Source organism: Nonomuraea cavernae, from assembly GCF_040655715.1.
GTDB classification, from domain to species: Bacteria; Actinomycetota; Actinomycetes; order Streptosporangiales; family Streptosporangiaceae; genus Nonomuraea; species Nonomuraea cavernae_A.
In genome coordinates this window covers 138394-163129 of sequence record NZ_JBFAKL010000015.1, presented here as the reverse complement: position 1 = coordinate 163129, position 24736 = coordinate 138394, and the positions used below count along the sequence as shown (strand labels likewise).

Sequence of the window (24736 nt, the reverse complement as noted above, 5' to 3'; positions counted from 1 at the left end):
TCACATGGCGACCCGGCGACCGCACCCCGAAAGGACAGCGATGAAGCGCGACATTCACCCTGACTACAACGTGACCCAGGTCACCTGCACCTGTGGCAATACGTTCACCACCCGCAGCACTGCCAAGAACGGCAACATCCACGCCGACGTCTGCTCGGCCTGCCACCCGTTCTACACGGGCAAGCAGAAGATCCTCGACACCGGCGGCCGGGTGGCCCGCTTCGAGAAGCGCTTCGGCAAGAAGTCCGCGGACAAGTAGCTTCATCGACGCCGGCCCGGACGCACCCACGGTGCGCCGGGTCGGCGTTGTTGGTGAACGGCCCGCCCGTACCCAGACAGAAGGATCCACGGTGAACCTCGACGAGTTGCTCAAGGAGTACTCCGGGCTCGAGCTGCAGCTTGCCGACCCCGCCGTGCACGCCGACCAGAACAAGGCACGCACCCTCGGCAGGCGCTACTCCCAGCTCACCCCGATCATTCACACCTACCGCGAGCTCGAGTCCGTCCGCGACGACCTGAGCGCCGCCAAGGAGCTGAGCGGCGAGGACGAGGGGTTCGCGGCCGAGGCGGCCGAGCTGGAGGAGCGCGTCCCGAAGCTGGAAGAGCGCCTCAAGCACCTGCTGATCCCGCGTGATCCCAATGATGACAAGGACATCATCATGGAGATCAAGGCAGGCGAGGGCGGCGAGGAGTCCGCGCTGTTCTCGGGCGACCTGCTGCGCATGTATCTCCGCTACGCCGAGCGGCTCGGCTGGAAGGCCGAGATCATCGACAGCCAGCCCTCCGACCTCGGCGGCTTCAAGGACGTCACGGTCGCGATCAAGGCCAAGGGCGACGAGGGCGTGTGGTCCAGGCTCAAGTTCGAGGGCGGCGTCCACCGCGTGCAGCGGGTGCCCGTCACCGAGTCGCAGGGCCGCATCCACACCAGCGCCGCCGGCGTGCTCGTCTATCCGGAGGCCGAGGAGGTCGACGTCCAGGTCGACCCCAACGACCTGCGCATCGACGTCTACCGTTCCAGCGGCCCCGGCGGGCAGAGCGTCAACACCACCGACTCGGCGGTCCGCATCACCCACCTGCCGACGGGCACCGTGGTCTCCTGCCAGAACGAGAAGAGCCAGTTGCAGAACAAGGAGTCGGCGCTGCGCATCCTGCGGGCCCGGCTGCTGGCCATCGCCCAGGAGCAGGCCGACGCCGCCGCGCAGGCCGAGCGCAAGTCGCAGGTCCGCACCGTCGACCGTTCCGAGCGGGTCCGCACGTACAACTTCCCCGAAAACCGCATCTCCGACCACCGGGTCGGCTTCAAGGCGTATAACCTCGACCAAGTCCTCGACGGTGAGCTCAACGCCGTCACCCAGGCACTCATCGACGCCGAGATGGCGGAGAAGCTCGCACAACACTCATGACATTTCTGCTGGACGAGATCGCCCTCGCCACCGCTCGGCTCGCCGAGGCAGGTGTGCCGTCGCCGCGCACCGACGCCGAGGAGATCGCGGCCTTCGTCCACGGCGTGCGCAGGGGCGAGCTCCACACGGTCAAGGACGCCGACTTCGACGCGCTGTTCTGGGAGGGCGTCGCCAGGCGCGCGGCCCGCGAGCCGCTGCAGCACATCACCGGCCACGCCTACTTCCGCTACCTTGAGCTGAAGGTGGGGCCGGGAGTGTTCGTGCCACGCCCCGAGACCGAGGTCATGGCGGGCTGGGCCATCGAGACGCTGCGCGTGATGGACGTCGCCGCCCCGCTCGTCGTCGACCTCGGCACCGGCTCCGGAGCGATCGCGCTCTCGATCGCCCAGGAGGTCGCCCTCGCCGAGGTGCACGCCGTCGAGGTCGACCCCGACGCCTACGGCTGGGCCAAGCGCAACATCTCGGAGCACGGCCAGGGCCGTGTCCACCTGCACCCCGAAGACCTGGCCGAGGCGTTGCCCGAGCTCAACGGCAAGGTCGACCTGGTCATCTCCAACCCTCCCTACATCCCGCCCGGCGCGATCCCGCGCGATCCCGAGGTGCGCGACTACGACCCGTCCCGGGCGCTCTACGGCACCGGCGACGACGGGCTCGGCGAGGTACGCGCGGTCGAGCGCACCGCCCGGCGCCTGCTGCGCCCCGGCGGCTGGGTCGCCGTCGAGCACGCTGACGAGCAGGGCCGGTCGGTCTATCTCACGTTCCCCGAGGACAACGGCTGGCGCGACGTACGCCTGCGCCAGGATCTGACCCGCAGGGACCGCTTCGTCACCGCACGGCTCGGCCAGGACTAGGATGCACGGCGTGGGCAAACGCTATGACTGCACCGACCTCGAGCAGCGCGCCGAGGGCCTGACCGAGGCCGCCGCCGCGGTGCGCCGCGGCGAGCTGGTCGTGCTGCCGACCGACACCGTCTACGGCATCGGCGCCGACGCCTTCACTCCTGCGGCGGTCACCGCGCTACTCGACACCAAGGGGCGCGGCCGTGACATGCCGCCGCCCGTCCTCGTCGGCACCGTGCGCGCCGCCGGCGCCCTCGTCGAGGACCTGGGCCCCTACGGCCAGGACCTCATCGACGCCTTCTGGCCCGGCCCGCTCACGCTGGTGTGGAAGGCCAACCGGGCGCTCTCCTGGGATCTGGGTGACACCAAGGGCACCGTGGCCATCCGCATGCCGCTCCACCCGGTCGCCCTCGACCTGCTCAAGGAGACCGGGCCGATGGCCGTCTCCAGCGCCAACCGCTCCGGCGCGCCCGCGGCCGTCACCGCCGACGAGGCCAAGGAGCAGCTGGGCGACGCGGTCGCCGTCTACCTCGACGGCGGCAAGACCACCGACAACACCCCGTCCACGATCCTCGACCTGACCTCGGCCGTGCCACGGCTGTTGCGGCGCGGGACGATCCCCGTCGAGAAGCTGCGCGGCATCATCGGCTACGTCGCGACAGACGACTGACATATACCGTCTGCTTATCCCGGCTGCGCTGGTGCCCGCCGGATGCCTACGGTGATTTCCGGAGCGGCCACGACGTCCGGGAGTAGCCCATGGGCAAGTTCGACGGCATGGATCCCCAACTGGTCCGCGAACTGCTGGCCGAGGTGAAGCAGGCGGCCACCCAGCTGCGCACCACCGAGGCCCGGGTCGCGCAGGTCATGACCCGGGCGGGCCTGGCCACCCAGACCACACACCGCCCCGTCCAGGTCGCCGAGGCCGCCGACACCATGGTCAAGGACGTCAACGACCGGCTGGGGCTGCTGGAGAAGAAGGCCGACCGGCCCCGGGGCGACTCCGCCCCCACGGTCGGGGCCGACGGCAAGCCCGCCGACGAGCCCAAGGAACAACGAGACGGCCGTTCCCACGACGACAACCCCCGCACCGACCCCGCCAAACCGGCAGAGGACACTCCGAAGACCAGGGACGATGCCAAGACGGGCGATCAGGCTAAGCGGTCGGATGATGTGCCGAAGTCTGGTGATGATGCGAAGTCGGATAAGCCGTCTGAGGATGCGAAGACGGGCGATCAGGCTAAGCGGTCGGATGATGTGCCGAAGTCTGGTGATGATGCGAAGTCGGATAAGCCGTCTGAGGATGCGAAGACGGGGGATCAGGCCAAGCGGTCGGATGATGTGCCGAAGACCGGGGACGATGCCAAGTCCCGGGATGGGAAGCCGTCTGAGGACGGTTCGAAGGCGTGTGACGACGCGAAAACCGGTGACCAGACCAAGCCGTCTGAGGACGCGAGGACGGGCGACCAGACCAAGCCGTCTGACGATGTTCCGAAGACCGGGGATGATGCGGCGGTTGGTGACGAGCCGAAGGATGACGATCGGGACAGCAGGCGGGACCGTGGCGCTGAGTCCGACGGACAGCGGGTGGACACTCCGGCCAAGGATCATCCGGACGACTCCGACCCGCACAAACCGCAGGTCATCGAGGTCGATGGGGTCAAGGTGCTCCAGGTCCCGATCGATCCGCCCACGGCCGAGCAACTGCGCGAGCTTCTGGAGAACATCGACAACGTCCAGCCGATCGACATGCCGTCCCCGGGCGGCGACGGCCAGTCGCCCGATGCCAGCAACGGCACCGGCACCTCGGACGTCAGCAAGTGGGCCAACGACGGCAGCGACGTGGTCTCGGCCGAGGCCGGCCCTCTGGACATGGACGGGCTGAGAACGGTCGTCGACCACGCCCGCGACATTCAGCCGCTCGACCTGCCCGGCGTGGAGGTCCCGTCAGGGGAGTACGGCAAGGGCGAGTGGGCGGCCAGGGAAATCCGGCCGGACGGCCCAGCCGGCACGATCGCGCCCGCGACCCCGGCGGACGCCTCACCGGCTCCTCCAGTCACCGACACCTCAGGTGGCGCCACCGCAGTCACCGACACGTCCGGCGGCGCCACTCCAGTCACCGACACGTCCGGCGGCTCCACCGCAATACCCAATCCGGGTGACTCCGCTCCCGCGACCGACACCTCAGGTGGCGACAACTGCTCACCGGCCGACCCCACGCCCGGCCGCGATTCTCCCGCCGACGCAAAGCCGGATCGGGATGCGGGTGTTCCGCCGGATCGGGGTTCTGATGCGGATGGTGATGGTGTGCCGGATCGTGGTGCGGATGCGCGGGCGGATCGGGAGGTCGGTGTTCAGCCCGATCGTGGGTCCGATGCGGATGGTGATGGTGTGCCGGAGCGCGGCAGCGATGGTGAGGGAGGGACTGGACAAGGGGAGCCGGTGGTGATCGACCCGACTCCGCCGGCCGGAACCGGGGACGCGCCGGTCGCCGGGGGCGAGGCGGCAGGACAGAGCGACGGGGATGGGCGGGGAGCCGGGGTGGAGAGCGATGCCACGAGGTGGGCGAACGACGGGAGCGACGTGGTGTCCGCCGAGGCGGCGCCGCTCGACCTCGACGGGTTGAGGACGTTGATGACCCACGCCAGGGACGTGGAGCCGCTGGACATGCCCGGGGTCGAGGTCCCGGCCGGCGAGTACGGCAGGGGCGAATGGGCGCCCAGGCACGTCGAGCCGGACGGTCCGCCCGGCGCGGTCGATCCGGGCCCGCGCGAGAGGAGCGAGTGATGTACGTGGACCCGCCCGCGCCCCAGCCGATGCGACCGGGGGAGAGACCTCCGGTCACGGCCGGCAACGATCCGCTCAGCGTGCAGCCCAGGGCCTGGGAGTTCAATCCCGAGTACCAACGCCTGGTCAACGCCTGGCAGACCGCCCTGCCGCTGCTGGAGGGCCTCACGACGGCCCTCGACAAGGCGTACCGGCTGGCCAGGAGCCCGCAGACGTGGGATGCCCCGGTGGGGAGCCGCTACGTCGAGGACATCGGCGAGTGGCGTAAGAGGCTCGCCCTCTACCGTCAGGCGGTGCTGACCTCGATCAGCGACGAGGCCGCCGACACTCCTCGCTGGATCCCCAGCGCCGCGGGCGCGCCTCACGCCTTCTCCTGACCGAGGCGCGCCGAGAGTGCCGAGGTGTACGGGGATGTGACGCCGGGCGAACGATGCGTCCTCATGGGCCTGTGGGAAAACCGGACACTCGGTCGTACAGTGGAGAAATGGGTGGACAACCCTATTACGGCCCGGACTTCGGCCTGCTCCAGCGGGAGGACCCCGAACTGGCCCAGGTGCTGCTCGACGAGCTCGAGCGCGAACGCGATGGGCTGCAGCTGATCGCGAGCGAGAACTTCACCTCGCCCGCCGTTCTCGCGGCGCTCGGCTCCACCCTCACCAACAAGTACGCCGAGGGCTACCCGGGCAGGCGCTACTACGGCGGCTGCGAGGTCGTCGACCGGGCCGAGCGGCTGGCGATCGACCGGGCCCGGCGGCTGTTCGGCGCCGACCACGCCAACGTGCAGCCGCACTCCGGAGCCTCCGCCAACCTGGCGGCGTACGCGGCGTTGCTGCGGCCGGGCGACACGATGCTGGCGATGGCGCTGCCGCACGGCGGCCACCTCACCCACGGCTCCAGGGTGAACTTCTCGGGAAGATGGTTCGACGTGGTGTCGTACGGCGTCCGTCGCGACACCGAACTCATCGACTACGACGAGGTCCGGGACCTGGCGGTGCGTCACCAGCCGAAACTGATCGTCTGCGGCGCGACCGCCTACCCGCGGCTGATCGACTTCTCCGCCTTCCGCGGCATCGCCGACGAGGTGGGCGCCTGGCTGCTGGCTGACATGGCGCACCCGATCGGGCTGATGGCCGGTGGGGCGATCCCGTCCGCGGTGCCGTACGCGGACGTCGTGACGTTCACCACGCACAAGGCGCTGCGCGGACCGCGCGGCGGGGGCATCCTGTGCACGGCGGAGCTGGCCGCGCGGATCGACCGGGCGGTGTTCCCGTTCATCCAGGGCGGCCCGCTGATGCACGTCATCGCGGCGAAGGCGGTGGCGTTCGGTGAGGCGATGCGGCCCGAGTTCGCCGAGTACGCCCGGCGGGTGGTCGCCAACGCGCAGGCGCTGTGCGACGCGGTGGCGGCGGAGGACATGCGGCCGGTCAGCGGCGGCACCGACACCCACCTGGCGCTGATCGACCTGCGCGAGCTGGGCGTGTCCGGAGTCGAGGCCGAAAGACGCTGCGCCGCGGCGGGAATCACACTGAACCGCAACGCGATCCCGTATGATCCGGAGCCTCCGGCCGTCACTTCGGGGATCCGGGTGGGCACCCCGTGCGTCTCAACACAGGGGATGGGGCCCCAGGAGCTCAAGGAGGTGGGGACGTTGGTGGCGCAGGCGGTGCTCCGGCCCGGCTCAGCGGCCGACGTCAGGGAGAGGGTGTCGGCGCTTCTGTCCATCCATCAGCCATATCTCAGCGAATATTAAGCTGGTCTGTGTCGTTTTCCGGTCACAGTTGGCCGGAGCATCCGGGAAACTAGGTCCGTGCGCGAATACCTGTTCATGGCGCTCGTAGCGGCGGCGGTGACGTATCTCCTCGTCCCGCTCGTGCGCCGCTTCGCGATCCGCATCGGGGCCGCTCCGGAGATCCGCGAGCGCGACGTGCACACCACGCCCACGCCTCGGCTGGGCGGGCTGGCGATGTTCGGCGGGCTGGTGGCGGGTCTGCTGGTGGCGAGCGAGCTGACCCATACCGGCAAGGCGCTCAGCGAAGGCGGCGACCCGGTGACGGCGCTGCTCATCGCCGGCGGCATCATCACCCTGACGGGGTTCCTGGACGACTGGTGGGGCATGGACCCCTTCATCAAGCTGGCCGGTCAGGTCGCGGCGGCCGGGGTGCTGGTCTACTACGACCTTAGGCTGGTCTACCTTCCGCTGCCCAAGGACTGGGGCGGCTCCACCAGCCTCGACTACACGCTCAGCACCATCATCACCATCCTGGTCGTGGTCGTCACCATCAACGCCGTCAACTTCGTCGACGGGCTCGACGGGCTGGCGGCCGGGATCGTGTGCATCGCGGCCATGTCGACCTGGGCCTACTCGATCCTGCTGTCGCAGAGCATCAGCGGCAACAACATCACCACCACGGCGGGCATCGCGGCCGTCCTCATCGGCACCTGCCTGGGCTTCCTGCCGCACAACTTCCATCCCGCCAAGATCTTCATGGGCGACACGGGCGCGATGCTGATCGGCCTGGTCCTCGCCTCCTCGATCGTCACCGTCACGCCGCTCGACCCGGCGGTCATCGAGGACATGAACAAGTTCGCGGTCCTGCTCCCGCTGCTGCTGCCTGCGGCCGTGCTGGTGCTACCGCTGGTCGACCTCATCACCGCCGTGGTGCGGCGCACGTCCTACGGCATGTCGCCGTTCGCGCCCGACCGCGGCCACCTGCACCACCGGCTGATGGACATCGGGCACTCGCACCGGCGTTCGGTCCTCATCATGTACGCCTGGGCACTCCTGTTCTCGTTCGGCATCGTCGCGATGTCCTGGCGGGGAGTGCCGGTCCTGCTGTTCCCCGTGGTCATCCTGCTCGCGATCGGCGTGCTGGTGCTGATGGCCGCCCCGCGCTGGCGCGGTCGCGGCGGGGCGCACACCCGCGGCAAGGAGCCGACCGACGACGACGGCCCGCCCACCGGGCCGATGCCGCCCGTCCTGCCGACGACCGACGTCACGCGGCCGGTTCGCCGGGCGGACGATCCTCGTCAGGAACGCGCCAGCGCCGAGGGCAAACCGGTCATTCCCGCCTTCCCGGGTAGTTCATGATCGTGAACTAGAAACGGCAGGTAAAAGCGGTCTTCTGTGAGCTTGTGATATCTTTCACGAGCAGGGGCTCCCATTGCATACACTCTGGGAGTAGCAAACGCTCGCTTGACAATCGTTTCTGGAGCATCGATGCAGGCCAACGACGTGCGCGTCCTCAAGAGCGCCGCGATCCCCACCTTCGCGGCGGGAGTGGTCGCCGTGGTCGTGGCCCTCGTGCTCGCCGGAGGCAAGGGAGCGCTCGGCGCGACTCTGGGCACGCTGCTCGTCGGAGTCTTCTTCAGCATCAGCGTGGTGGCCATCAGCTACGCCGCACGGGTGTCCCCGCAGATCATGGCCATCGCCGCCATGGGCAGTTATCTCGTCAAAGTCATCGTCATCATGGTGATGTTGGCCACTTTCGGTGACACCACGGCGTGGAACACGAAGGCTTTCGCCTGGTCCGTCGTGGTCTGCACCATCGTCTGGACTGCCTTCGAGGTCCGCGCTTTCATCAAAACGAAGATGCTGTACGTCGACCCCGAAGCCAAGGTCCCCGGAAAGGGCGACTGATGTCGCTGGTAAAAGGCTGGGGTCCGATATGACTAGTCCTCCTCGCTCCTGCTATCGTCAGGCCCGCGATGAGCGAACAGGAACGCCGACCGGAAGACGACGGTCAGGACTTCGCCAACGCCGCTTGGTCGATCCCCAGCTCCCTGCTCGCCGGGATGGCGATCTATGGCGGTGGCGGCTGGTTGCTGGACCGTTGGCTCGACACGTCCGCGTTCTTCCCCATAGGCGTCGTCCTGGGGGTCGTGCTATCCGTCTATCTGGTCTACCGGAAGTACGGTCGCTAGCCCCACGTAGCGATCGCTTCGCTGAGGAAACCCTTGTGATCCACTACGACGTTGAAGGGAACGCCGCGTGACTGCGCTGACGGTCCTCGCCGACGATCAGTTCGGGGCGCCGATGCCCGACGAGCTGTTCAACTTGCCCCCCATCATTGCCGGGGTCGACTGGTTCACCAAGCCGGTTCTGCTCGCACTCCTCAGCTCGGTCCTCGTGATCGGTTTCTGCTGGGCGGCCTTCGCCAATCCGAAGATCGTCCCCAGGGGCGTGCAGAACGTCGCCGAATACGGCTACATGTTCGTCCGCGACCAGGTCGCCCGGCCCTTCCTGGGCAAGGACGCCGACCGGTGGATGGGCCTGCTGCTGAGCGTTTTCTTCCTGGTGCTGATCTGGAACGTCATGGGCGTCATCCCGCTCGCGCAGTTCCCGGTGGCCTCGCACATCGCCTTCCCGGCCGTGCTCGCCCTCTCGATCTACGTGCTCAAGGTCTACCTGGGCGTCAAGCACCAGGGTGCGGGCGGCTATTTCAAGAACATGATGTTCCCCCCGGGGCTGCCTAAGCCGATCTACCTGCTGCTGGCCCCGATCGAGTTCCTGTCGAACATGATCATCGCGCCGTTCACCCACGCCGTGCGACTGTTCGCCAACATGTTCGCGGGTCACATGCTCCTCGCGTTCTTCAGCATGGTGGGCTTCTGGTTCCTCTTCGAGAAGCTGACCCCGATGGGCGCCGGTGTCGGCGTCATCGGCGTCGTCATGACGATCATCCTGACTGGGTTCGAGATGTTCATCCAGTTCCTGCAGGCATTCCTGTTCGCGATGCTGGCCGCGATGTACATCGGCGGCTCGCTGCATCCCGAGCACTGATAACCACAGACCGGAATAGTCCAGACCGGTGGAGACTCCGCTTCACCGGCCGTCCAGTAAAGGAAAACAGCAATGAGCGTTCTCGCTGAGGTCTCCGGCAACGTCACCGCCATCGGTTACGGTCTCGCCGCCATCGGCCCCGGCATCGGCGTCGGCATCATCTTCGGTCAGGGCGTGCAGGCCATCGCGCGCCAGCCGGAGGCGTACGGCCTGATCCGGCAGAACATGCTCCTCGGCTTCGTCCTCACCGAGGCCCTCGCCCTGATCGGTCTGGTCGCGCCGTTCATCTTCCAGGCCATCTGACGACCAGAAGAATCCCCTGACGAAAGGCTGCATCCATGACTATGGCAGCTACGCTCCTCGCGGCGGAGGAGGGCGCCAACCCTCTCATCCCGCACGTCTACGAGCTCGTCGTCGGTATTTTCGCGTTCTTCGTCGTCGTCCTCGTCGTCGGCAGGATGCTCGTCCCGCGTATCCAGAAGACGCTGGCCGAGCGGACCGACGCCATCGAGGGCGGCATCAAGAGGGCGGAAGAGGCCCAGGCCGAGGCGCAGGCCCTGCAGCAGCAGTACCGAGACCAGCTCGCCGAGGCGCGGCACGAGGCCTCGCGTCTTCGTGAGTCGGCTCGCGAGCAGGCCGCGCAGATCAAGGCGGAGCTCCGCGAGGAGGCGCAGGCAGAGGCCCGGCGCCTCATCGAGGCCGCGCACGCCCAGATCGAGGCCGACCGTCAGCAGGCGTTCGCCCAGCTCCGCACGGAGATCGGCCGCCTGTCGACCGACCTGGCCGGCCGCATCGTCGGTGAGTCCCTCGAGGACGAGGTCAGGCAGCGTCGCACCGTCGACCGGTTCCTCGACGAGCTCGAAGGCTCCGGCGCGCAGGCGGTGCGTTAATGAGAGGCCTGAGCAGAAGCTCGCTGGCAGAGGTCGAGGAGCGCTTCAACGCGGTCGCCGGCAGTGCCGACCTCGGCACGCTCTCCGACGAGCTGTTCGCGATCGCGGATCTGCTCGACCGTGAGCACGGCCTGCGTCGCGCGCTGTCCGACCCGGCCAGGGCCGGTGAGCAGAAGGCGCGGACCGTGCGCGCGCTGCTCGACGGCAAGGTCGGCGAGGCCGCCGTCGCCACCACCGAGGCCGCCGTCGCGGCCAGGTGGTCGCGCGCCGGTGACCTGGCCGACGTGCTGGAGCGGCTCGGAGTCGTGGCCGCGGCCGCCGAGGCCGAAGGCCAGGGCACGCTCGACGAGGTCGAGGACGAGATCTTCCGCTTCGGCCGCGTCGTCGCCGCCAACCCCGACCTCCGTCGCGCGCTCACCGACGCGGCGGCCCCCGAAGAGGGCAAGCGGCAGCTGCTGCGCGACCTGCTCGGTGGCAAGGTCGCGCCGACCAGCCTGCGTCTCATCACGCAGCTGGCAGTGCACCCCAGAGGACGTAGCCTGGAGACAGGACTGCAGGAGGTCGGCCAGTTGGTGGCGCAGCAGCGCCAGCGCCTTGTCGCGGTGGTGCGCAGCGCCGTCGACCTGACCCAGGAGCAGAAGCTACGCCTGGCGGCGTGGCTGCGGTCCTCCTACGGTCGTGACGTGCACCTGAACGTCGAGGTGGATCCGCGAGTGCTCGGTGGCTTCTCGGTCCGCATCGGCGACGAGATCATCGACACCACCATTGTGGGACGAATCGAAGAAGTCCGCCGCCGGTTGGCCGGCTAGGCGAATAGGGAGACAGAGTAGAGATGGCGGAGCTTACGATCCGGCCGGACGAGATCCGGGACGCGCTTGAGCGCTTCGTCCAGGCGTACGAACCGGAAGGCGCCGCGCGCGAGGAGATCGGGACCGTCGTCGACTGTGGCGACGGCATCGCCCATGTCTCCGGCCTTCCCTCGGCGATGGCGAACGAACTGCTCGAGTTCGAGGACGGCACGCGCGGCCTGGCACTGAACCTCGACACCCGCGAGATCGGTGTCGTCATCCTGGGTGACTTCAGCCACATCGAGGAGGGCCAGACGGTCCGGCGGACGGGCGAGGTCCTGTCCGTGCCCGTCGGCGACGCCTTCCTCGGCCGTGTGGTCGACCCCCTGGGCAAGCCGCTCGACGGCAAGGGCGCCATCGAGTCCGAGGGCCTGCGCGCCCTTGAGCTCCAGGCCCCCTCGGTCGTCCAGCGCCAGCCGGTGAAGCAGCCGCTGCAGACCGGCATCAAGGCGATCGACGCCATGACGCCGATCGGCCGCGGCCAGCGCCAGCTGATCATCGGTGACCGTGGCACCGGCAAGACCGCGATCGCCGTGGACACCATCCTCAACCAGCGCGACAACTGGGTCTCCGGTGACCCGGAGAAGCAGGTGCGCTGCGTCTACGTCGCGGTCGGCCAGAAGGGCTCGACGATCGCGCAGGTGCGGGCTCGCCTGGAAGAGGCGGGCGCGCTCGAATACACCACGATCGTGGCCGCCCCGGCCTCCGACTCGGCTGGTTACAAGTACATCGCCCCCTACACCGGTTCGGCCATCGGCCAGCACTGGATGTACCAGGGCAAGCACGTCCTCATCGTCTTCGACGACCTGACCAAGCAGGCCGACGCCTACCGCGCCGTGTCGCTGCTGCTGCGCCGCCCGCCGGGCCGTGAGGCCTTCCCGGGTGACGTGTTCTACCTCCACTCCCGTCTGCTGGAGCGCTGCGCCAAGCTCTCCGACGACATGGGTGCCGGCTCGATGACCGGTCTGCCGATCATCGAGACCAAGGGCAACGACGTCTCGGCGTTCATCCCGACCAACGTCATCTCCATCACCGACGGTCAGTGCTTCCTGGAGACCGACTACTTCAACGCCGGTATCCGCCCTGCCATCAACGTCGGTATCTCGGTCTCCCGAGTCGGTGGCTCGGCGCAGATCAAGGCGATGCGGAAGGTCGCGGGCACGCTGCGCCTGTCGCTGTCGCAGTATCGCGACCTGGAGGCCTTCGCGGCCTTCGCCTCCGACCTGGACGCGGCGTCCAAGGCCCAGCTGGAGCGCGGTCAGCGTCTGACCGAGCTGCTCAAGCAGGCCCAGTACTCCCCGTTCTCGGTCGAGCGTGAGGTCGTGTCGGTCTGGGCCGGCACCACCGGCGAGCTCGACGAGGTGCCGGTGGAGGACGTCCGCCGCTTCGAGACGGAGTTCCTCGACTACCTGCAGGCGAGCCACAAGGGCGTCTTCGACAGCATCCGCGAGACCAACGATCTGTCGGACGACACGGTGACCACCCTCAAGGACGCCGTCACGGAGTTCAAGAAGGGCTTCACCACCTCCTCCGGCGAGCTGCTGGTCAAGGACGAGCCGGTCGCGCCGCTCGAAGCCGAAGAGGTCGGCCAGGAGAAGATCCGCAGGGTCGTCCGCTCGGCGGAGAAGAAGTAGGCCATGGGTGCCCAGCTAAGGCTGCTGCGGCGGCGGATCAAGTCGGTCAAGTCGACGGCCAAGATCACGCGCGCCCAGGAGCTCATCGCCTCCTCGCGGATCGTGAAGGCGCAGATGCGGATGCAGGCGGCGCTGCCGTACGAGCGTGAGATCACTCGCGCCGTCACCGGCGTCGTCAGCAACGCGGCCAGCGTCGACCATCCGCTGACCGTGGCGAAGGAGAACCCGAGCAAGGCGGGCGTACTCGTCGTCACCAGCGACAGCGGCTTCTGCGGCGGCTTCAACGCCAACGTGCTGCGTGAGGCCGAGGCCCTGCGCGGGCTGCTGGAGAGCCGCGGCCTTTCCGTGGTGCCGTTCGTCACCGGGCGCAAGGGTGTCACCTGGCACTCCTTCCGCAACCGGGAGATGGGCGGGCAGTGGGTCGGGTTCTCCCGGGCGCCCTCCTACCGCGACGCCAAGCAGATCGCCGAGACGCTGATCGAGTCGTTCAAGGACGACAACGGGATCGACGAGATCCACATCGTCTCGACCGAGTTCGTCTCGATGCTCACGCAGAACGTCGTGGTCAAGCGCATCCTGCCGCTGGAGGTCGAGGAGACCGAGGCGTCCGAGAGCGACGCGATCCCGCCGTACTTCGAGTTCGAGCCGACCGCGGCGGACGTGCTGGAGTCGCTGCTGCCGCGTTACGTGGAGTCCCGCATCTTCACGGCACTGCTCGAGTCGGCGGCTTCCGAGGAGGCCGCCCGCCGTCGCGCGATGAAGTCCGCCACGGACAACGCCAACGAGCTGATCCGCGTGTTCACCATGCAGATGAACCAGGCTCGCCAGGCCGAGATCACCCAGGAAATCAGCGAGATCGTCGGTGGGGCCAGCGCCCTCGCTGACGCCGCAGCGGGGAAAGAGTGAAATGACTGCAGAGGCTGTTGAGACTGTTGAGACCCAGGCGGCCGGTGTCGGCCGCGTGGCTCGCGTCACAGGGGCCGTCGTCGACGTGGAGTTCCCCGTCGAGGCGATGCCCGAGATCTACAACGCGCTGAACGTCGATGTGACGCTCGGCGAGGACAACAAGGTGCTGACCCTCGAGGTCGCCCAGCACCTGGGCGACAACCTCGTCCGGGCCATCTCCATGCAGCCGACCGACGGACTGGTCCGCGGTGCGGCCGTCACCGACTCCGGCGCGCCGATCTCGGTGCCCGTCGGTGACGTGGTCAAGGGCCACGTGTGGAACACGCTGGGCGAGTCGCTCGACGTTCCCACCGCTTCCCTCAAGATCGAGGAGAAGTGGGGCATCCACCGGCCGTCGCCGGCCTTCGACCAGCTCGAGTCGCGCACCGAGATGCTCGTCACGGGCATCAAGGTCATCGACCTGCTCACGCCGTACGTACTGGGCGGCAAGATCGGCCTGTTCGGCGGCGCGGGTGTGGGCAAGACCGTCCTCATCCAGGAGATGATCCGTCGAGTCGCCCGCAACTTCGGTGGCACCTCGGTGTTCGCCGGCGTCGGCGAGCGCACCCGTGAGGGCAACGACCTCTGGCTGGAGATGGAGGAGGCCGACGTCCTCAAGGACACGGCGCTCGTCTTCGGTCAGATGGACGAGCCGCCGGGCACCCGTCTGCGGGTCGCCCTGTCCGCCCTGACGATGGCGGAGTACTTCCGCGACGTGCAGAAGCAGGACGTGCTGCTCTTCATCGACAACATCTTCCGCTTCACCCAGGCCGGCTCCGAGGTGTCCACGCTCCTCGGCCGGATGCCGTCCGCCGTGGGTTACCAGCCCACGCTGGCCGACGAGATGGGTGTGCTCCAGGAGCGCATCACCTCGACGCGTGGTCACTCGATCACCTCGATGCAGGCGATCTACGTGCCCGCCGACGACATCACCGACCCGGCGCCGCACAACGCGTTCGCGCACCTCGACGCGCAGACCGTGCTCTCGCGGCCGGTCTCGGAGAAGGGCATCTACCCCGCGGTGGACCCGCTCGACTCCACCTCCCGGATCCTCGACCCGCAGATCGTCGGCGAGGAGCACTACCGGGTGGCCCAGGAGACCAAGCGGATCCTGCAGAAGTACCGCGAGCTCCAGGACATCATCGCGATTCTCGGCATCGACGAGCTCTCCGAAGAGGACAAGGTCACCGTCCAGCGCGCGCGCCGGATCGAGCGGTTCCTGTCCCACCCGATGTACGCCGCCGAGGCGTTCACCGGTCAGCCCGGCGAGAACGTGCCGCTGGACGAGACGATCGCCTCCTTCAAGGGCCTCTGCGCGGGCGAGTACGACCACCTGCCCGAGCAGGCGTTCTTCATGGTCGGTGGCATCGACCAGGCCATCGCCAAGGCCAAGGAACTCGAGCGTCGCTAGATCGCCCAGCCAGAGGGCGTCGCGAGCCCGGAGCTACGGTGGTGGTGCGGCCATGGTCGCGCCACCACCTGATCGGAAAGGAACCTACACAAGTGGCGAAGCTACGCGTAGGGGTTGTCTCACCCGAGCGTGAGATCTGGTCGGGCGAGGCCGACATGGTGATTGCCAAGACCGTGGACGGCGAGATCGGTATTATGCCGCAACACGCACCCGTGCTCGGCGTCCTTGTCGAGGGCGGCGTGCTGCGCGTGAAGCGGGAAGGCGAGGGCGACCTGGTCGCGGCCGTGCACGGGGGGTTCATCTCCGTGGCCGACGACGAGGTGTCCGTGCTCGCCGAGGTGGCCGAGCTCGGTTCCGAGGTCGACGTCGCCGCTGCCCGTGACGCTCTCGACCGGGCTCAGGCTTCGATCGAGGCCAACCAGGAGGACGCCGACGCGGCGATCGAGGCCAAGCGGGCCAAGGCCCGGTTGCGCGCGGCGGGCGAAGAGGTCTGATTTTCATCGAGCCTAGGGGGCGGCTTTGGTAGCGACGGTTCTGATCTGTGTGCTGCTGGCCGCCGCCCTGGTGGCCCTTCGGGGTCTGACGCTGGCCCGTTCGCGGGGCAGTGTGCCGTGTCGCCTGCAACAGGCCGGCAACGGCTGGCGAAGCGGGGTAGCCCGCTATGCCGACGGGGAGCTTCATTGGATTCCCCTCATGGGTCTGCGACTGAGGCCGCGCCACGCGATCGCGAGGCGCGGCCTCGTCGTTTCGGGCCGGCGCGTGCTGGACAACGGCCTCTACGCGATCGACTGCGGCGGCACGACGCGTGACATCTCCCTCGCCATGAGCGCCGACGCCCTGACGGGCTTCCTCGCCTGGCTTGAGTCCGCTCCGCCGAGCGCCTACCTTGACGTCGCCTGAGCCCCTCGGCGGTCGCCCAGTGGGTGCCGCCGGGCTTCCAGAAGACCGTTCAGCGGTGCCGTCCGGTTTCCAAGAGTGCCGTTCAGCGGGTGCCGCCGGGCTTCCAGAAGACCGTTCAGCGGTGCCGTCCGGTTTCCAAGAGTGCCGTTCAGCGGGTGCCGCCGGGCTTCCAGAGGATCTCGTCGCCGGCGTGCGCCACCCGGCAGAGGATGAAGAGCAGGTCTGACAGGCGGTTGAGATAGGTGGCCGTCAGCGGGTTCATGTCGTCGTGGGCCTGCAGGGCCGCCCAGGTCGTACGTTCGGCGCGGCGGACCGTGACCCTGGCCAGGTGCAGCGCGGCCGTCGCGGGGTCGCCGCCGGGCAGGATGAAGCTGCGCAGCGGCTTGAGCGGCTCGTTGAAGCGGTCGCACTGGGCTTCGAGCCACTCGACGTAGGACGGCTCCACGCGCAAGGGCGGGAACTCCGGCTCCGCCACCACCGGCGTCGCCAGGTCGGCGCCCAGGTCGAACAGCTCGTTCTGGACGCGTACGAGCACGGCGGCGAGGTCGGCGGGCAGCGTGCCGTGAGACAGGGCGATGCCGAGGTGGGCGTTGGCCTCCTCGACGTCGGCATAGGCGGCCAGCCGCGGGTCGGTCTTGGAGGTGCGGCTCATGTCACTCAGCGCGGTAGTGCCGTCATCGCCGGTGCGGGTGTAGATCCGGGAAAGAACGACAGGCTTGTCCTTGTCTGAGCGCGTCATGGGCCCAGCGTAATGACAAATGTCATCCGGAGCGGACGCGGGATGCACCTCTGGCTCATGATTTCAACGACTACCTGGACGAATGCCGTACAAGCCACGATGTATCCATGACGAAGGAGATGACCTGATGTTGGAGATCAGCGAGCTGCGTAAGCGCTTCGCGGGCGGGCCGGAGGCGCCGGAGGGCAAGGTGGCGCTGGACGGGATCGGGTTCGCGGTGCGGCCGGGCGAGATGTTCGGCTTCGTGGGAGCGAACGGCGCGGGCAAGACCACGACGATGCGCATTGTGATGGGTGTCCTGCAGGCCGACTCCGGCTCGGTGAGCTGGCAGGGCAAGCCGCTGTCGTACGCCGACCGACGCGGGTTCGGCTACATGCCGGAGGAGCGCGGGCTCTACCAGAAGATGCGGGTGGCCGAGCAGATCGAGTACTTCGGCCGGTTGCACGGGCTGAGCCCGGCGGCGGCGGGCAAGGCCACCGCTGATCTGATCGAGCGCCTCGGGCTGGGCGAGCGCAAGGGAGACGCGGTCGAGTCGCTGTCCCTGGGCAACCAGCAGCGGGTGCAGCTCGCGGTGGCGCTGGTGCACGACCCGGAGGTGCTCGTCCTGGACGAGCCGTTCTCCGGGCTGGACCCGCTGGCGGTCGACACCTTGGCCACGGCGCTGCAGGAGCGGTGCAGGGGCGGCGTGCCGGTGATCTTCTCCAGCCACCAGCTGGACCTGGTGGAGCGGCTGTGCGACTCGGTCGGCATCGTCTCCGCCGGCCGGATGGTGGCCACCGGAACGGTCGAGGAACTGCGGGCCACCGAGGGCGGCACGCTTCGCGTGGTGGTGCGCGATCCCCAGCCCGGCTGGGCCGACGGCCTGCCGGGAGAGGTGACCGTCAACGGCGACCGGCACGTGCTGCGCGCACAGGACGGCGACGGCCAGGAGATCCTGCGCCGGGCCGCGAAGGCCGGCCACGTCGAGCACTTCGGCATGGAGCGGCCGTCCCTCACCCAGATCTTCAAGGAGGCCGTGGCATGAACGGGTTGTTGCTGGTGGCGCGACGGGAGATCGCCACACATATCCGGACCAAGGCGTTCATCATCAGCCTGCTCATCACGGCGGCGCTGGTGGGCGCCGCCGCGTTCGCGCCGAAGGTCTTCGGCGGCCCCGACTCCTACACGCTGGGGACCGTCAACTCCCAGCAACTGCCGCTCCAGGCGGCCCTGCCGGACGCGGAGATCGAGTGGCGGGCGTTCCCCGACGAGGCGGCCGCGAAGCGGGCGGTGCTGGACGGCGACGTGGACGCGGTGCTCGTCGACGGCGTCAAGGTGATCAGCGACGGCGAGATCGACTCGGAGCTGGGCATCCTGCTGCAGAGCACGAACAGGGAGGTGAAGCTGGGCGCCGCGGGCGTGAACATCCCGCCGCTGCAGATGGAGTCGGTGGGCGCCGACACCCGCTACCAGGCGGCGCGCACCGGGATCGCCGTGGTGCTGGTCCTCGTGCTCTTCATGCTCGTCATCGGCCAGACGATGACGGTGGCCATGGGCGTGGTGGAGGAGAAGGGCAGCCGGATCGTGGAGATCCTGCTCACCTCGATCCGGCCGTGGCAGCTGCTCGGCGGCAAGATCCTCGGCCTGGGCGCGCTCGGGATGATCAACCTGGTGGCGATCCTCGGGGTGGGCGTCGCCGCCGCGATGGTCTCGGGGGTCGCGATGGACTTCCCACCCGGGATGCCGGGCATCGTGGCGGGGGTGCTGATCTGGTTCGTGCTGGGCTACGCCTTCTTCGCGACGATGGCGGCCGCGCTGGGCTCGCTGGTCTCGCGTCAGGAGGAGGTCGGCAACGTGATGTCCCCGCTGACGATGCTGATCATGGCGGCCTACTTCGTCGCCTTCTACGCCACCACCGAGCCGACCAGCACGCTGGCCAGCGTCATGGCGATGGTCCCGCCGTTCTCCTCGATGGTGATGCCGGTGCGGATGGCCGCCGCCGAGGTGCCGATCTGGCAGGTCGGCCTGTCGATGGCGCTCATGGTGCTGGCCGTGCTGGCGGTGCTCTCGGTCGCCGCGAAGGTGTACGAGCGGGCCGTGCTGCGCACCGGCGCCAGGGTCAGGCTCGGCGACGTCCTGCGCGGCAAGTAGACGGAAGCGCTCTGGATGGACGCGATCAAGCGGGCGCGCCTGCTCAGCAAGTGGGTGCTGCTCTCGTTGCTGGGGATGATGTGGCTCTGCCTCGCTCTGGCTCTCCTCACCGAGGTCGCCATGGGCACGGCGCAGTGGCTGCGCGTCGCGCCCGCCCTGGTCGCCACTGTCTGCTTCTCCCGGCTCTACCTGCGCATCGTGGACGCGTTGCTCGACTCCCGGTACGCCTCCAGGCAGATCATGGTGGCCGGGGCGCTGGCCCTGTTCGCGACGGTCGTGGGCGGGGGCAATCCGTTCGGCTGGGGCTTCACGCTGATGGTCTGGCTCTCGGTCGCGACGGTGGGGATCAGCGGCCGACGGGCTGTCGCGCTGTCGGCGGCGACGTTCGCCGTGGCGGTCCTGGTGGGCGTGGCGAATGCCGCGGCCGACCGGAGCCTGACGACTCTGGAGGCCGGTGACGTGGGCGCGAACATCGTCGCCGTCATCGCCTACGCGGTGATGGCCGTGAGCTTCCCGGCGTCCAACCGGCTGTGGATCTGGATCTATGAGCTGGCCAGGCAGGCGCACGAGGGCAAGGAGGCCCACGCCCGGCTGGCCGTGACCGAGGAACGACTGCGCTTCGCCCGGGATCTGCACGATCTCGTGGGTCATCAGCTGTCCCTCATCGCGGTCAAGTCCGGGCTGGCCGTGCGCCTGTCCGGCGCCGACGAGAGCCCTGCCAGGACCGAGATGGCCGAGGTCCACACGCTGACCAGGAAGGCGCTGCGCGAGCTGAGACAGGCGGTGCGTGGCTACCGCGAGCTCGATCTGCCCGCCGAGCTGGACAGCGTGAAGAGCGTGCTGGAGGCGGCGGGTGTCCGCTGCGAGCTCCACCTGCCCTATCGCGAGCTGCCCGACGGTGTGGCCCCGGTGTTCGCCTATGCCGTGCGCGAGGCGGTGACGAACGTGCTGAAGCACAGCTCGGCCACCTTCTGTGACATCACGCTGAGTTTCACCGCTGAGCGGGCGGAGCTCCGGGTGCGCAACGACGGAGTGGTCCGGTACCAGGTCGACGAGCTGGGCAGCGGGTTGAGCGGCATGGGCGAGCGCCTCGCCGCCGTAGGCGGGGAACTGACCGCCCGGCCGACGGGCGACGGGGAGTTCACGTTGAGCGCGGTCGTGTCGCTCCCGATTCGTGGGTAGGGGGAAAGTGTCGGAGACGACCCTTGCCAGCACCCTGTGACAGGGTATGGCTACGCCGCGTGAATCTGGACGCGGGGTGACTGAGGAGGTGGCATGCGGGTCCGGGGCAATCCGAAGGCCCAGGTGGTGCGGATCGGTGCTCGGCTCGACGCCGGCACGTCGGCCGGCGTGCGGTCCCACCTGCACGACGCGGTCGACCGCGGCGCGGGCGACCTGATCCTCGACGTCTCCGAGCTGGAGATGATCGATGCCACCGGGCTGGGGGTTCTCGTAGGCACGCATCGGCGCGCGCTCAGCGTGCAACGCCGTCTCGTACTTCGGGGGGTGCCACCGCGGATCATGCGGGTGCTCGCGGTGACCCGGCTGAATCGGATCCTGCACGTCGAGGCGTCCGCGGCCGCGGTGGCCTGACGGGATGCCGGCGGGCTCCAGAGCCCGCCGGAGACCGCGCCATATCGGAGCGGGCAGCGATCAGCCGTTGCCCGCTCTCGCGTGTCCGCGGGTGGTCAATCTCCTTTCCCGAACGCGATCCGATTGCGCGGGAACGGCAGCCGTTACAGCGGTTGTGCTGAAAAATCCGCCCGATATGTGGATAGCGGGCGGATTTTCGTCATGTCATTCCCTCAAAAATCACCATGAGTGATCGCCGTCTCACGATTGCCCGAGCGACCGCCCGAAGATGTGCACGGCCACGCCGACCAGATCCTCGATCTCCGGCGGATCGTCCGACAGTATCCATTCGATGAGCAACTCCTGAAGTGCCCCAATTGCCCCGAGAGCTACCAGCCGTGGGTTCACCGTGCCTGCGGATGGGAAATCGGCTGAGGCGTCCTGCACGAGTTGGGCGAAGGACTTGATCGCACGCTGTCTGGAGTGCGCCAGGACGTCACCGGACCTGCGCACCTCCAGGTGCATGATGCGGGCGCGACGCCAGTCGGCCGTCGTGAATCCGATATAGGCTCGGATGCCCGCTTCGACGCGCCCGGCCAGGGTGCCGGGCGCCTCCTCCAATGCCTTGGCCACCACGGAGAGACTTTCCTCGACGCACCGCTCGTGCAGTGCCTGAAGGAGTTCCTCCCGGCCGCCGAAACATTCGTAGAAGGCGCGGTTGGAGATCCGCGCCTCGGAGCACAACCTTTCGATCGTCGTAGCCGCGAAACCTGGCTTCGCGTATAGCGTGTAGGCGGCTGTCATCAGCCGCTCCCGTCTGTCCGCCAGCCTTTGCTCAGCCGACATTCCCCGGTAAGACCGGTTCACATTCCACCCGTCCAACATGATCGTGGCCCCCAGAGCACACAATTATGGACGGATGATCCGTTTTGGGAAAGGGCGTACAGTTTATCTCTTGCGTCGTCCATGCAAGAAGGTGATAAGGCTGATCAGTCGCTCAATCTCGTCGGCCCCCCGGGCGAACGAAGTGAGATTCATTCCCGGCATCGCGAAGCGCTGACGGGAGATGGCCTTGGGCCTGGCGAACTCCCTGAGACCGTCCGCTCCGTGAATGCGCCCGAAGCCCGAGTCGCCGACGCCGCCGAACGGCAGTGAGGGCACTCCGGCGAACGAGATGACCGAGTTGACGGCCGTCATCCCCGATCGCATCATCCGGGCCAGTTCCATCGCCCGGCGCGTGTTGCGGGAGAAGATGGTGCCCGCCAGCCCGTAGGCCGAGGCGTTGGCCAGCTCCAGCGCCTCCTGGGCGTCGCGGGTGCGGCGCACGGTGATGGTCGGGCCGAACGTCTCCTCGCGCACTGCGGGGGAGTCCTCGGGCACGTCCTCGACGATCACCGGGTCGACGTACGGTGGCCGGACCGAGTCGGGGCCACCAGTCACGATTTTTCCGGACTTGGTGGCGTCGTCGATGTGCCGCTTGATGATGTCCAGTTGCCCCGGCATGGTGATGGGCCCGTACTGGTCGCCGGCCTTGATCGTGGCGGCCCGGTCCGACAGCTCGCGCATGAAGCCGTCGTAGACCGCGTCGACCACGTAGACCCGCTCCACGCCCACACAGGTCTGCCCGGCGTTGGACAACGCGCCCCACAGGCAGGCGTCGGCGGCGGCCCGCAGATCGGCGTCGGCGTCGACGATGAACGCGTCCTTGCCGCCGCACTCGGCCACGATCGGGGTGAGGTTCTCCGCGCAGGCCGCCATCACCCGCTTGGCCGTCGCGGTAGACCCGGTGAACGCCACCTTCTTGACGCGGGGATCGGCGGCGAGGGCCGCGCCCGTCTCACCGAGCCCGGTCACCGTCTGGAACACCGGCTGCTCCGGCACCGCCTCGTCGAACAGCTCCGCCAGCCGTACGCCGACCCCGGGCGTGAGCTCGGACGGCTTGAACACGACCGCGTTGCCCGCGGCGAGCGCGTAGGCGATCGAGCCCATCGGCGTGAAGACGGGATAGTTCCACGGCCCGATCACACCGACGACGCCCAGCGGGAGGTATTCGAGCGTGGCCGACAGGTTGAGCCCGATCATGCCGGTCGACACCTTGCGCCGGCCCAGGACCTTCTGCGCGTTGCGGGCAGCCCAGTCGAGGTGCGTGATCGCCAGCACGATCTCGAGCGTGGCGTCGCCCACCGGCTTGCCCGTCTCCTTGTGCACCAGGGCGGCCAGCTCCCTGATGTGCTGGGCGATGATCGCCTTGTAGTCGAGCAGCCGCCGCCTGCGCTCGGCCGGGGACAGCCCCGACCACCAGGTGGCGGCGTGCTCGGCCCGGCCGACCGCCTCGTGCACCGCGTCGGCCGTCTGCTTCGGGTGGCTGCCGACGATCTCGCCGGTCGCCGGATTGAGTGAGTCGAAGGTCAGCGTCGTCATGGCGTCACGATAGACCTGTAAGCCGACGCTTACTAGTGGGCGGTCGGGTCCTCGAACCACGATCCGTGGAAGCCGGCCGGGACGCGGCGCGGCAGCAGCACCGAGGCCACCTCCGACAGGTCGCTCGCGTCGAGCACCAGCAGCTTGGAGGCGTCGCCGGCGGTGACCACGGACAGGAGCCAGCCGTCGTCCTCGCCCTCGGCCCCGGGCGCCGGCGCGAAGACCGCCTCGCCCGTGTGGCCGCCGGTCGGGTGCACGCGGCGAGCGCCGGAACGCTGGTCGTACTTGACCACCGCCTGGTCGCCCACCATGTAGAGGTAGCGGCTGGTGCGGCCCAGCAGGCCGTCGTTGAACGTGGGGAACTCGACCGGCTGGTCGTCCAGCGACTCGTCCACGACCTTGCCCGTCGCCGGGTCGAGCGTCCAGCGGTGCAGCACGCTGCCGAACATGGTGGCCGCCTGCCCGGCGGGGTCCGGCGTGCCGCTGATGCGATCCCACAGCGAGCTGAAGACGTCGCCGGCGTAGCGGGCGGCGTTCAGCACGATCCGCCCCTCCGCGTCCTCCCATGCGTTGCCGACGTGGAAGACGTAGCACGGGTCGATCTCGAACCAGCGCGTCGGCCCGCCCGCCTTGGGCGTCACGCCGATGCGCGCGCCGTAGGACTCGCGCCAGCCGTAGGGCATCGCGCCGCGCTGGAGGTCGAAGACCACGGGCAGGTCCAGCCAGATCAGGTAGTGCTCGGTGACCGCGAAGTCGTGCATCATCGTCGACTCGGCGACCTCGATCTCCCGGCTCTCCACCAGCTCGCCGTCGGCGGACACGCGATGGTAGGTGACGAAGGGCGGGAAGAAGCCGTAGCCGAAGAAGTGCAGCTCACCGGTGACCGGATCCTGCTTGGGGTGCGCGGTCATGGCCGTGGTCAGCCGCCCGCCGAAGTCGCACGGGCCCACCGTGGCGAGCTCCGGCGTCACCTCGTACGGCAGGCCGTTCTCGACCATGGCGAGGATGCGCTCGCCATGCCTGATGACGTGGGTGTTGGCCGTGACGGCCGCCAGGTCGAGACCCTGGTCGCCGAGGAACGGGGCGTTGTCGGTGAACTTCTTGGTGCGGATCCAGCGGTTGCGGTACCACTCGGCGCGGCCCTCGTTGAGCCGGACCCCGTGGATCATGCCGTGCCCGGCGAACCAGTGGCCCGGGTCCTCGCCCGGCCTCGGGTTGGGACCGTTGCGGAAGTAGCGGCCGGCCAGCTCGGGCGGGAGGGCGCCGGTGACGGGCAGGTCGTGGGCGTCGGTCTCGTCGGGGACGGGAGCCAGGTTGTCGCTCAGGTAGTAGGGGGTGCTCATGGCAACACTCCAATCTTGATAGGTCGAACGTAGAACTTCTACGCAAGACCTGTCAATGTTGGAATATCGGGCAGGGCTGGCCGTACGGACTGGA

At 68.6% G+C, this 24736-nt stretch carries 27 protein-coding genes; 23 read left to right on the top strand and 4 right to left on the bottom strand.

Annotated elements, in window-relative coordinates; genetic code table 11:
• Window positions 1-40 precede the first annotated feature (40 nt).
• From rpmE to AB0I38_RS22660, 19 genes are all read left to right on the top strand, one after another.
• Window positions 41-259, top strand: coding sequence for a 50S ribosomal protein L31 (rpmE, locus tag AB0I38_RS22750; RefSeq protein ID WP_358471208.1), 219 nt, complete (start codon window positions 41-43; stop codon window positions 257-259).
• A gap of 91 nt (window positions 260-350) precedes the next feature.
• Window positions 351-1403 (top strand): peptide chain release factor 1, encoded by a 1053-nt coding sequence (gene prfA / locus AB0I38_RS22745; RefSeq protein ID WP_358471206.1) that lies wholly within the window; start codon window positions 351-353, stop codon window positions 1401-1403.
• Window positions 1400-2254: a peptide chain release factor N(5)-glutamine methyltransferase gene (gene prmC, locus AB0I38_RS22740; protein WP_358471204.1), complete on the top strand. Its 855-nt coding sequence runs from the start codon at window positions 1400-1402 to the stop codon at window positions 2252-2254. The genes prfA and prmC overlap by 4 nt, the downstream gene beginning before the upstream one ends.
• A 10-nt stretch (window positions 2255-2264) precedes the next feature.
• Window positions 2265-2912 carry an L-threonylcarbamoyladenylate synthase gene (locus tag AB0I38_RS22735; RefSeq protein WP_358471203.1) on the top strand — a complete coding sequence of 216 codons (648 nt, stop codon included), beginning with the start codon at window positions 2265-2267 and terminating at the stop codon, window positions 2910-2912.
• A gap of 266 nt (window positions 2913-3178) precedes the next feature.
• The gene (locus AB0I38_RS22730) at window positions 3179-5029 is read left to right on the top strand and encodes a hypothetical protein (protein WP_358471201.1); all 1851 of its coding nucleotides are present in this window, start codon (window positions 3179-3181) and stop codon (window positions 5027-5029) included.
• Window positions 5029-5406: a hypothetical protein gene (locus AB0I38_RS22725; RefSeq protein WP_358471199.1), complete on the top strand. Its 378-nt coding sequence runs from the start codon at window positions 5029-5031 to the stop codon at window positions 5404-5406. The genes AB0I38_RS22730 and AB0I38_RS22725 overlap by 1 nt, the downstream gene beginning before the upstream one ends.
• A gap of 107 nt (window positions 5407-5513) precedes the next feature.
• A complete protein-coding gene (gene glyA, locus AB0I38_RS22720; protein ID WP_358471197.1) occupies window positions 5514-6779 on the top strand; it encodes a serine hydroxymethyltransferase in 1266 nt (421 codons plus the stop codon).
• A gap of 57 nt (window positions 6780-6836) precedes the next feature.
• On the top strand, window positions 6837-8117 hold the full coding sequence (locus AB0I38_RS22715) for a glycosyltransferase family 4 protein (RefSeq protein ID WP_358471195.1): 1281 nt from the start codon (window positions 6837-6839) through the stop codon (window positions 8115-8117).
• 129 nt (window positions 8118-8246) lie between these two features.
• Window positions 8247-8666: a hypothetical protein gene (locus AB0I38_RS22710; protein ID WP_358471193.1), complete on the top strand. Its 420-nt coding sequence runs from the start codon at window positions 8247-8249 to the stop codon at window positions 8664-8666.
• Window positions 8667-8734: 68 nt separating this feature from the next.
• A complete protein-coding gene (locus AB0I38_RS22705; RefSeq protein WP_189126105.1) occupies window positions 8735-8950 on the top strand; it encodes an AtpZ/AtpI family protein in 216 nt (71 codons plus the stop codon).
• 67 nt (window positions 8951-9017) lie between these two features.
• A complete protein-coding gene (gene atpB, locus AB0I38_RS22700) occupies window positions 9018-9809 on the top strand; it encodes a F0F1 ATP synthase subunit A (RefSeq protein ID WP_358471191.1) in 792 nt (263 codons plus the stop codon).
• Window positions 9810-9881: 72 nt separating this feature from the next.
• Window positions 9882-10112 carry an ATP synthase F0 subunit C gene (gene atpE, locus AB0I38_RS22695; protein ID WP_132595523.1) on the top strand — a complete coding sequence of 77 codons (231 nt, stop codon included), beginning with the start codon at window positions 9882-9884 and terminating at the stop codon, window positions 10110-10112.
• Window positions 10113-10147: 35 nt separating this feature from the next.
• Window positions 10148-10699, top strand: coding sequence for a F0F1 ATP synthase subunit B (locus tag AB0I38_RS22690; RefSeq protein WP_358471190.1), 552 nt, complete (start codon window positions 10148-10150; stop codon window positions 10697-10699).
• Entirely contained in the window at window positions 10699-11508 is an 810-nt protein-coding gene (locus AB0I38_RS22685; RefSeq protein ID WP_358471188.1) for a F0F1 ATP synthase subunit delta, read from the top strand. Before AB0I38_RS22690 ends, AB0I38_RS22685 begins: the two co-directional genes overlap by 1 nt.
• Window positions 11509-11531: 23 nt before the next feature.
• Window positions 11532-13181 carry a F0F1 ATP synthase subunit alpha gene (gene atpA / locus AB0I38_RS22680; protein WP_358471186.1) on the top strand — a complete coding sequence of 550 codons (1650 nt, stop codon included), beginning with the start codon at window positions 11532-11534 and terminating at the stop codon, window positions 13179-13181.
• Between the two features lie 3 nt (window positions 13182-13184).
• Window positions 13185-14087: a F0F1 ATP synthase subunit gamma gene (locus tag AB0I38_RS22675; protein ID WP_358471184.1), complete on the top strand. Its 903-nt coding sequence runs from the start codon at window positions 13185-13187 to the stop codon at window positions 14085-14087.
• Window position 14088: 1 nt separating this feature from the next.
• Complete coding sequence (gene atpD / locus AB0I38_RS22670) at window positions 14089-15537, top strand: F0F1 ATP synthase subunit beta (protein WP_358471182.1); 1449 nt, start codon at window positions 14089-14091, stop codon at window positions 15535-15537.
• 92 nt (window positions 15538-15629) lie between these two features.
• Complete coding sequence (locus tag AB0I38_RS22665) at window positions 15630-16031, top strand: F0F1 ATP synthase subunit epsilon (protein WP_189126113.1); 402 nt, start codon at window positions 15630-15632, stop codon at window positions 16029-16031.
• A 49-nt stretch (window positions 16032-16080) separates the two neighbouring features.
• The gene (locus tag AB0I38_RS22660) at window positions 16081-16437 is read left to right on the top strand and encodes a DUF2550 domain-containing protein (RefSeq protein ID WP_358471180.1); all 357 of its coding nucleotides are present in this window, start codon (window positions 16081-16083) and stop codon (window positions 16435-16437) included.
• 148 nt (window positions 16438-16585) lie between these two features.
• Here the strand turns inward: AB0I38_RS22660 and AB0I38_RS22655 are convergent, their stop codons facing one another.
• Window positions 16586-17176: a cob(I)yrinic acid a,c-diamide adenosyltransferase gene (locus tag AB0I38_RS22655; RefSeq protein ID WP_358471178.1), complete on the bottom strand. Its 591-nt coding sequence runs from the start codon at window positions 17174-17176 to the stop codon at window positions 16586-16588.
• 127 nt (window positions 17177-17303) lie between these two features.
• Between AB0I38_RS22655 and AB0I38_RS22650 the strand changes: the two genes are divergently transcribed.
• The 4 genes from AB0I38_RS22650 (at window position 17304) to AB0I38_RS22635 (ending at window position 20899) form a co-directional block, all read left to right on the top strand.
• Window positions 17304-18200 carry an ABC transporter ATP-binding protein gene (locus tag AB0I38_RS22650; protein WP_358471176.1) on the top strand — a complete coding sequence of 299 codons (897 nt, stop codon included), beginning with the start codon at window positions 17304-17306 and terminating at the stop codon, window positions 18198-18200.
• Window positions 18197-19306 (top strand): ABC transporter permease, encoded by a 1110-nt coding sequence (locus tag AB0I38_RS22645; protein WP_358471174.1) that lies wholly within the window; start codon window positions 18197-18199, stop codon window positions 19304-19306. The genes AB0I38_RS22650 and AB0I38_RS22645 overlap by 4 nt, the downstream gene beginning before the upstream one ends.
• A gap of 15 nt (window positions 19307-19321) precedes the next feature.
• Window positions 19322-20488 (top strand): sensor histidine kinase, encoded by a 1167-nt coding sequence (locus AB0I38_RS22640; RefSeq protein WP_358471172.1) that lies wholly within the window; start codon window positions 19322-19324, stop codon window positions 20486-20488.
• Window positions 20489-20581: 93 nt separating this feature from the next.
• Window positions 20582-20899: an STAS domain-containing protein gene (locus tag AB0I38_RS22635; protein WP_358471171.1), complete on the top strand. Its 318-nt coding sequence runs from the start codon at window positions 20582-20584 to the stop codon at window positions 20897-20899.
• A 240-nt stretch (window positions 20900-21139) separates the two neighbouring features.
• On the opposite strand, the gene AB0I38_RS22630 is transcribed toward AB0I38_RS22635, so the two are convergent.
• The 3 genes from AB0I38_RS22630 to AB0I38_RS22620 all read right to left on the bottom strand — a co-directional run bounded on the left by AB0I38_RS22630 (window position 21140) and on the right by AB0I38_RS22620 (window position 24642).
• Window positions 21140-21682, bottom strand: coding sequence for a TetR/AcrR family transcriptional regulator (locus tag AB0I38_RS22630; protein WP_358471169.1), 543 nt, complete (start codon window positions 21680-21682; stop codon window positions 21140-21142).
• A 144-nt stretch (window positions 21683-21826) separates the two neighbouring features.
• Entirely contained in the window at window positions 21827-23299 is a 1473-nt protein-coding gene (locus AB0I38_RS22625) for an aldehyde dehydrogenase family protein (protein WP_358471167.1), read from the bottom strand.
• 32 nt (window positions 23300-23331) lie between these two features.
• Window positions 23332-24642 carry a carotenoid oxygenase family protein gene (locus AB0I38_RS22620; protein ID WP_358471165.1) on the bottom strand — a complete coding sequence of 437 codons (1311 nt, stop codon included), beginning with the start codon at window positions 24640-24642 and terminating at the stop codon, window positions 23332-23334.
• Window positions 24643-24736: the final 94 nt, after the last annotated feature.

Excerpts from the sequence above, each read along its gene's own strand:
- AB0I38_RS22710 (WP_358471193.1), top strand. The coding sequence starts at position 8,247 with ATGCAGGCCAACGACGTGCGCGTCCTCAAGAGCGCCGCGATCCCCACC.
- AB0I38_RS22620 (WP_358471165.1), bottom strand. The coding sequence starts at position 24,642 with ATGAGCACCCCCTACTACCTGAGCGACAACCTGGCTCCCGTCCCCGAC.
- prmC (WP_358471204.1), top strand. The coding sequence starts at position 1,400 with ATGACATTTCTGCTGGACGAGATCGCCCTCGCCACCGCTCGGCTCGCC.
- AB0I38_RS22650 (WP_358471176.1), top strand. The coding sequence starts at position 17,304 with ATGTTGGAGATCAGCGAGCTGCGTAAGCGCTTCGCGGGCGGGCCGGAG.
- AB0I38_RS22675 (WP_358471184.1), top strand. The coding sequence starts at position 13,185 with ATGGGTGCCCAGCTAAGGCTGCTGCGGCGGCGGATCAAGTCGGTCAAG.
- AB0I38_RS22705 (WP_189126105.1), top strand. The coding sequence starts at position 8,735 with ATGAGCGAACAGGAACGCCGACCGGAAGACGACGGTCAGGACTTCGCC.
- AB0I38_RS22630 (WP_358471169.1), bottom strand. The coding sequence starts at position 21,682 with ATGACAGCCGCCTACACGCTATACGCGAAGCCAGGTTTCGCGGCTACG.
- AB0I38_RS22635 (WP_358471171.1), top strand. The coding sequence starts at position 20,582 with ATGCGGGTCCGGGGCAATCCGAAGGCCCAGGTGGTGCGGATCGGTGCT.
- atpD (WP_358471182.1), top strand. The coding sequence starts at position 14,089 with ATGACTGCAGAGGCTGTTGAGACTGTTGAGACCCAGGCGGCCGGTGTC.
- AB0I38_RS22640 (WP_358471172.1), top strand. The coding sequence starts at position 19,322 with ATGGACGCGATCAAGCGGGCGCGCCTGCTCAGCAAGTGGGTGCTGCTC.
- AB0I38_RS22645 (WP_358471174.1), top strand. The coding sequence starts at position 18,197 with ATGAACGGGTTGTTGCTGGTGGCGCGACGGGAGATCGCCACACATATC.
- atpA (WP_358471186.1), top strand. The coding sequence starts at position 11,532 with ATGGCGGAGCTTACGATCCGGCCGGACGAGATCCGGGACGCGCTTGAG.
- AB0I38_RS22655 (WP_358471178.1), bottom strand. The coding sequence starts at position 17,176 with ATGACGCGCTCAGACAAGGACAAGCCTGTCGTTCTTTCCCGGATCTAC.
- atpE (WP_132595523.1), top strand. The coding sequence starts at position 9,882 with ATGAGCGTTCTCGCTGAGGTCTCCGGCAACGTCACCGCCATCGGTTAC.
- AB0I38_RS22690 (WP_358471190.1), top strand. The coding sequence starts at position 10,148 with ATGACTATGGCAGCTACGCTCCTCGCGGCGGAGGAGGGCGCCAACCCT.
- AB0I38_RS22730 (WP_358471201.1), top strand. The coding sequence starts at position 3,179 with ATGGTCAAGGACGTCAACGACCGGCTGGGGCTGCTGGAGAAGAAGGCC.
- rpmE (WP_358471208.1), top strand. The coding sequence starts at position 41 with ATGAAGCGCGACATTCACCCTGACTACAACGTGACCCAGGTCACCTGC.
- AB0I38_RS22725 (WP_358471199.1), top strand. The coding sequence starts at position 5,029 with ATGTACGTGGACCCGCCCGCGCCCCAGCCGATGCGACCGGGGGAGAGA.
- AB0I38_RS22685 (WP_358471188.1), top strand. The coding sequence starts at position 10,699 with ATGAGAGGCCTGAGCAGAAGCTCGCTGGCAGAGGTCGAGGAGCGCTTC.
- AB0I38_RS22625 (WP_358471167.1), bottom strand. The coding sequence starts at position 23,299 with ATGACGACGCTGACCTTCGACTCACTCAATCCGGCGACCGGCGAGATC.
- glyA (WP_358471197.1), top strand. The coding sequence starts at position 5,514 with ATGGGTGGACAACCCTATTACGGCCCGGACTTCGGCCTGCTCCAGCGG.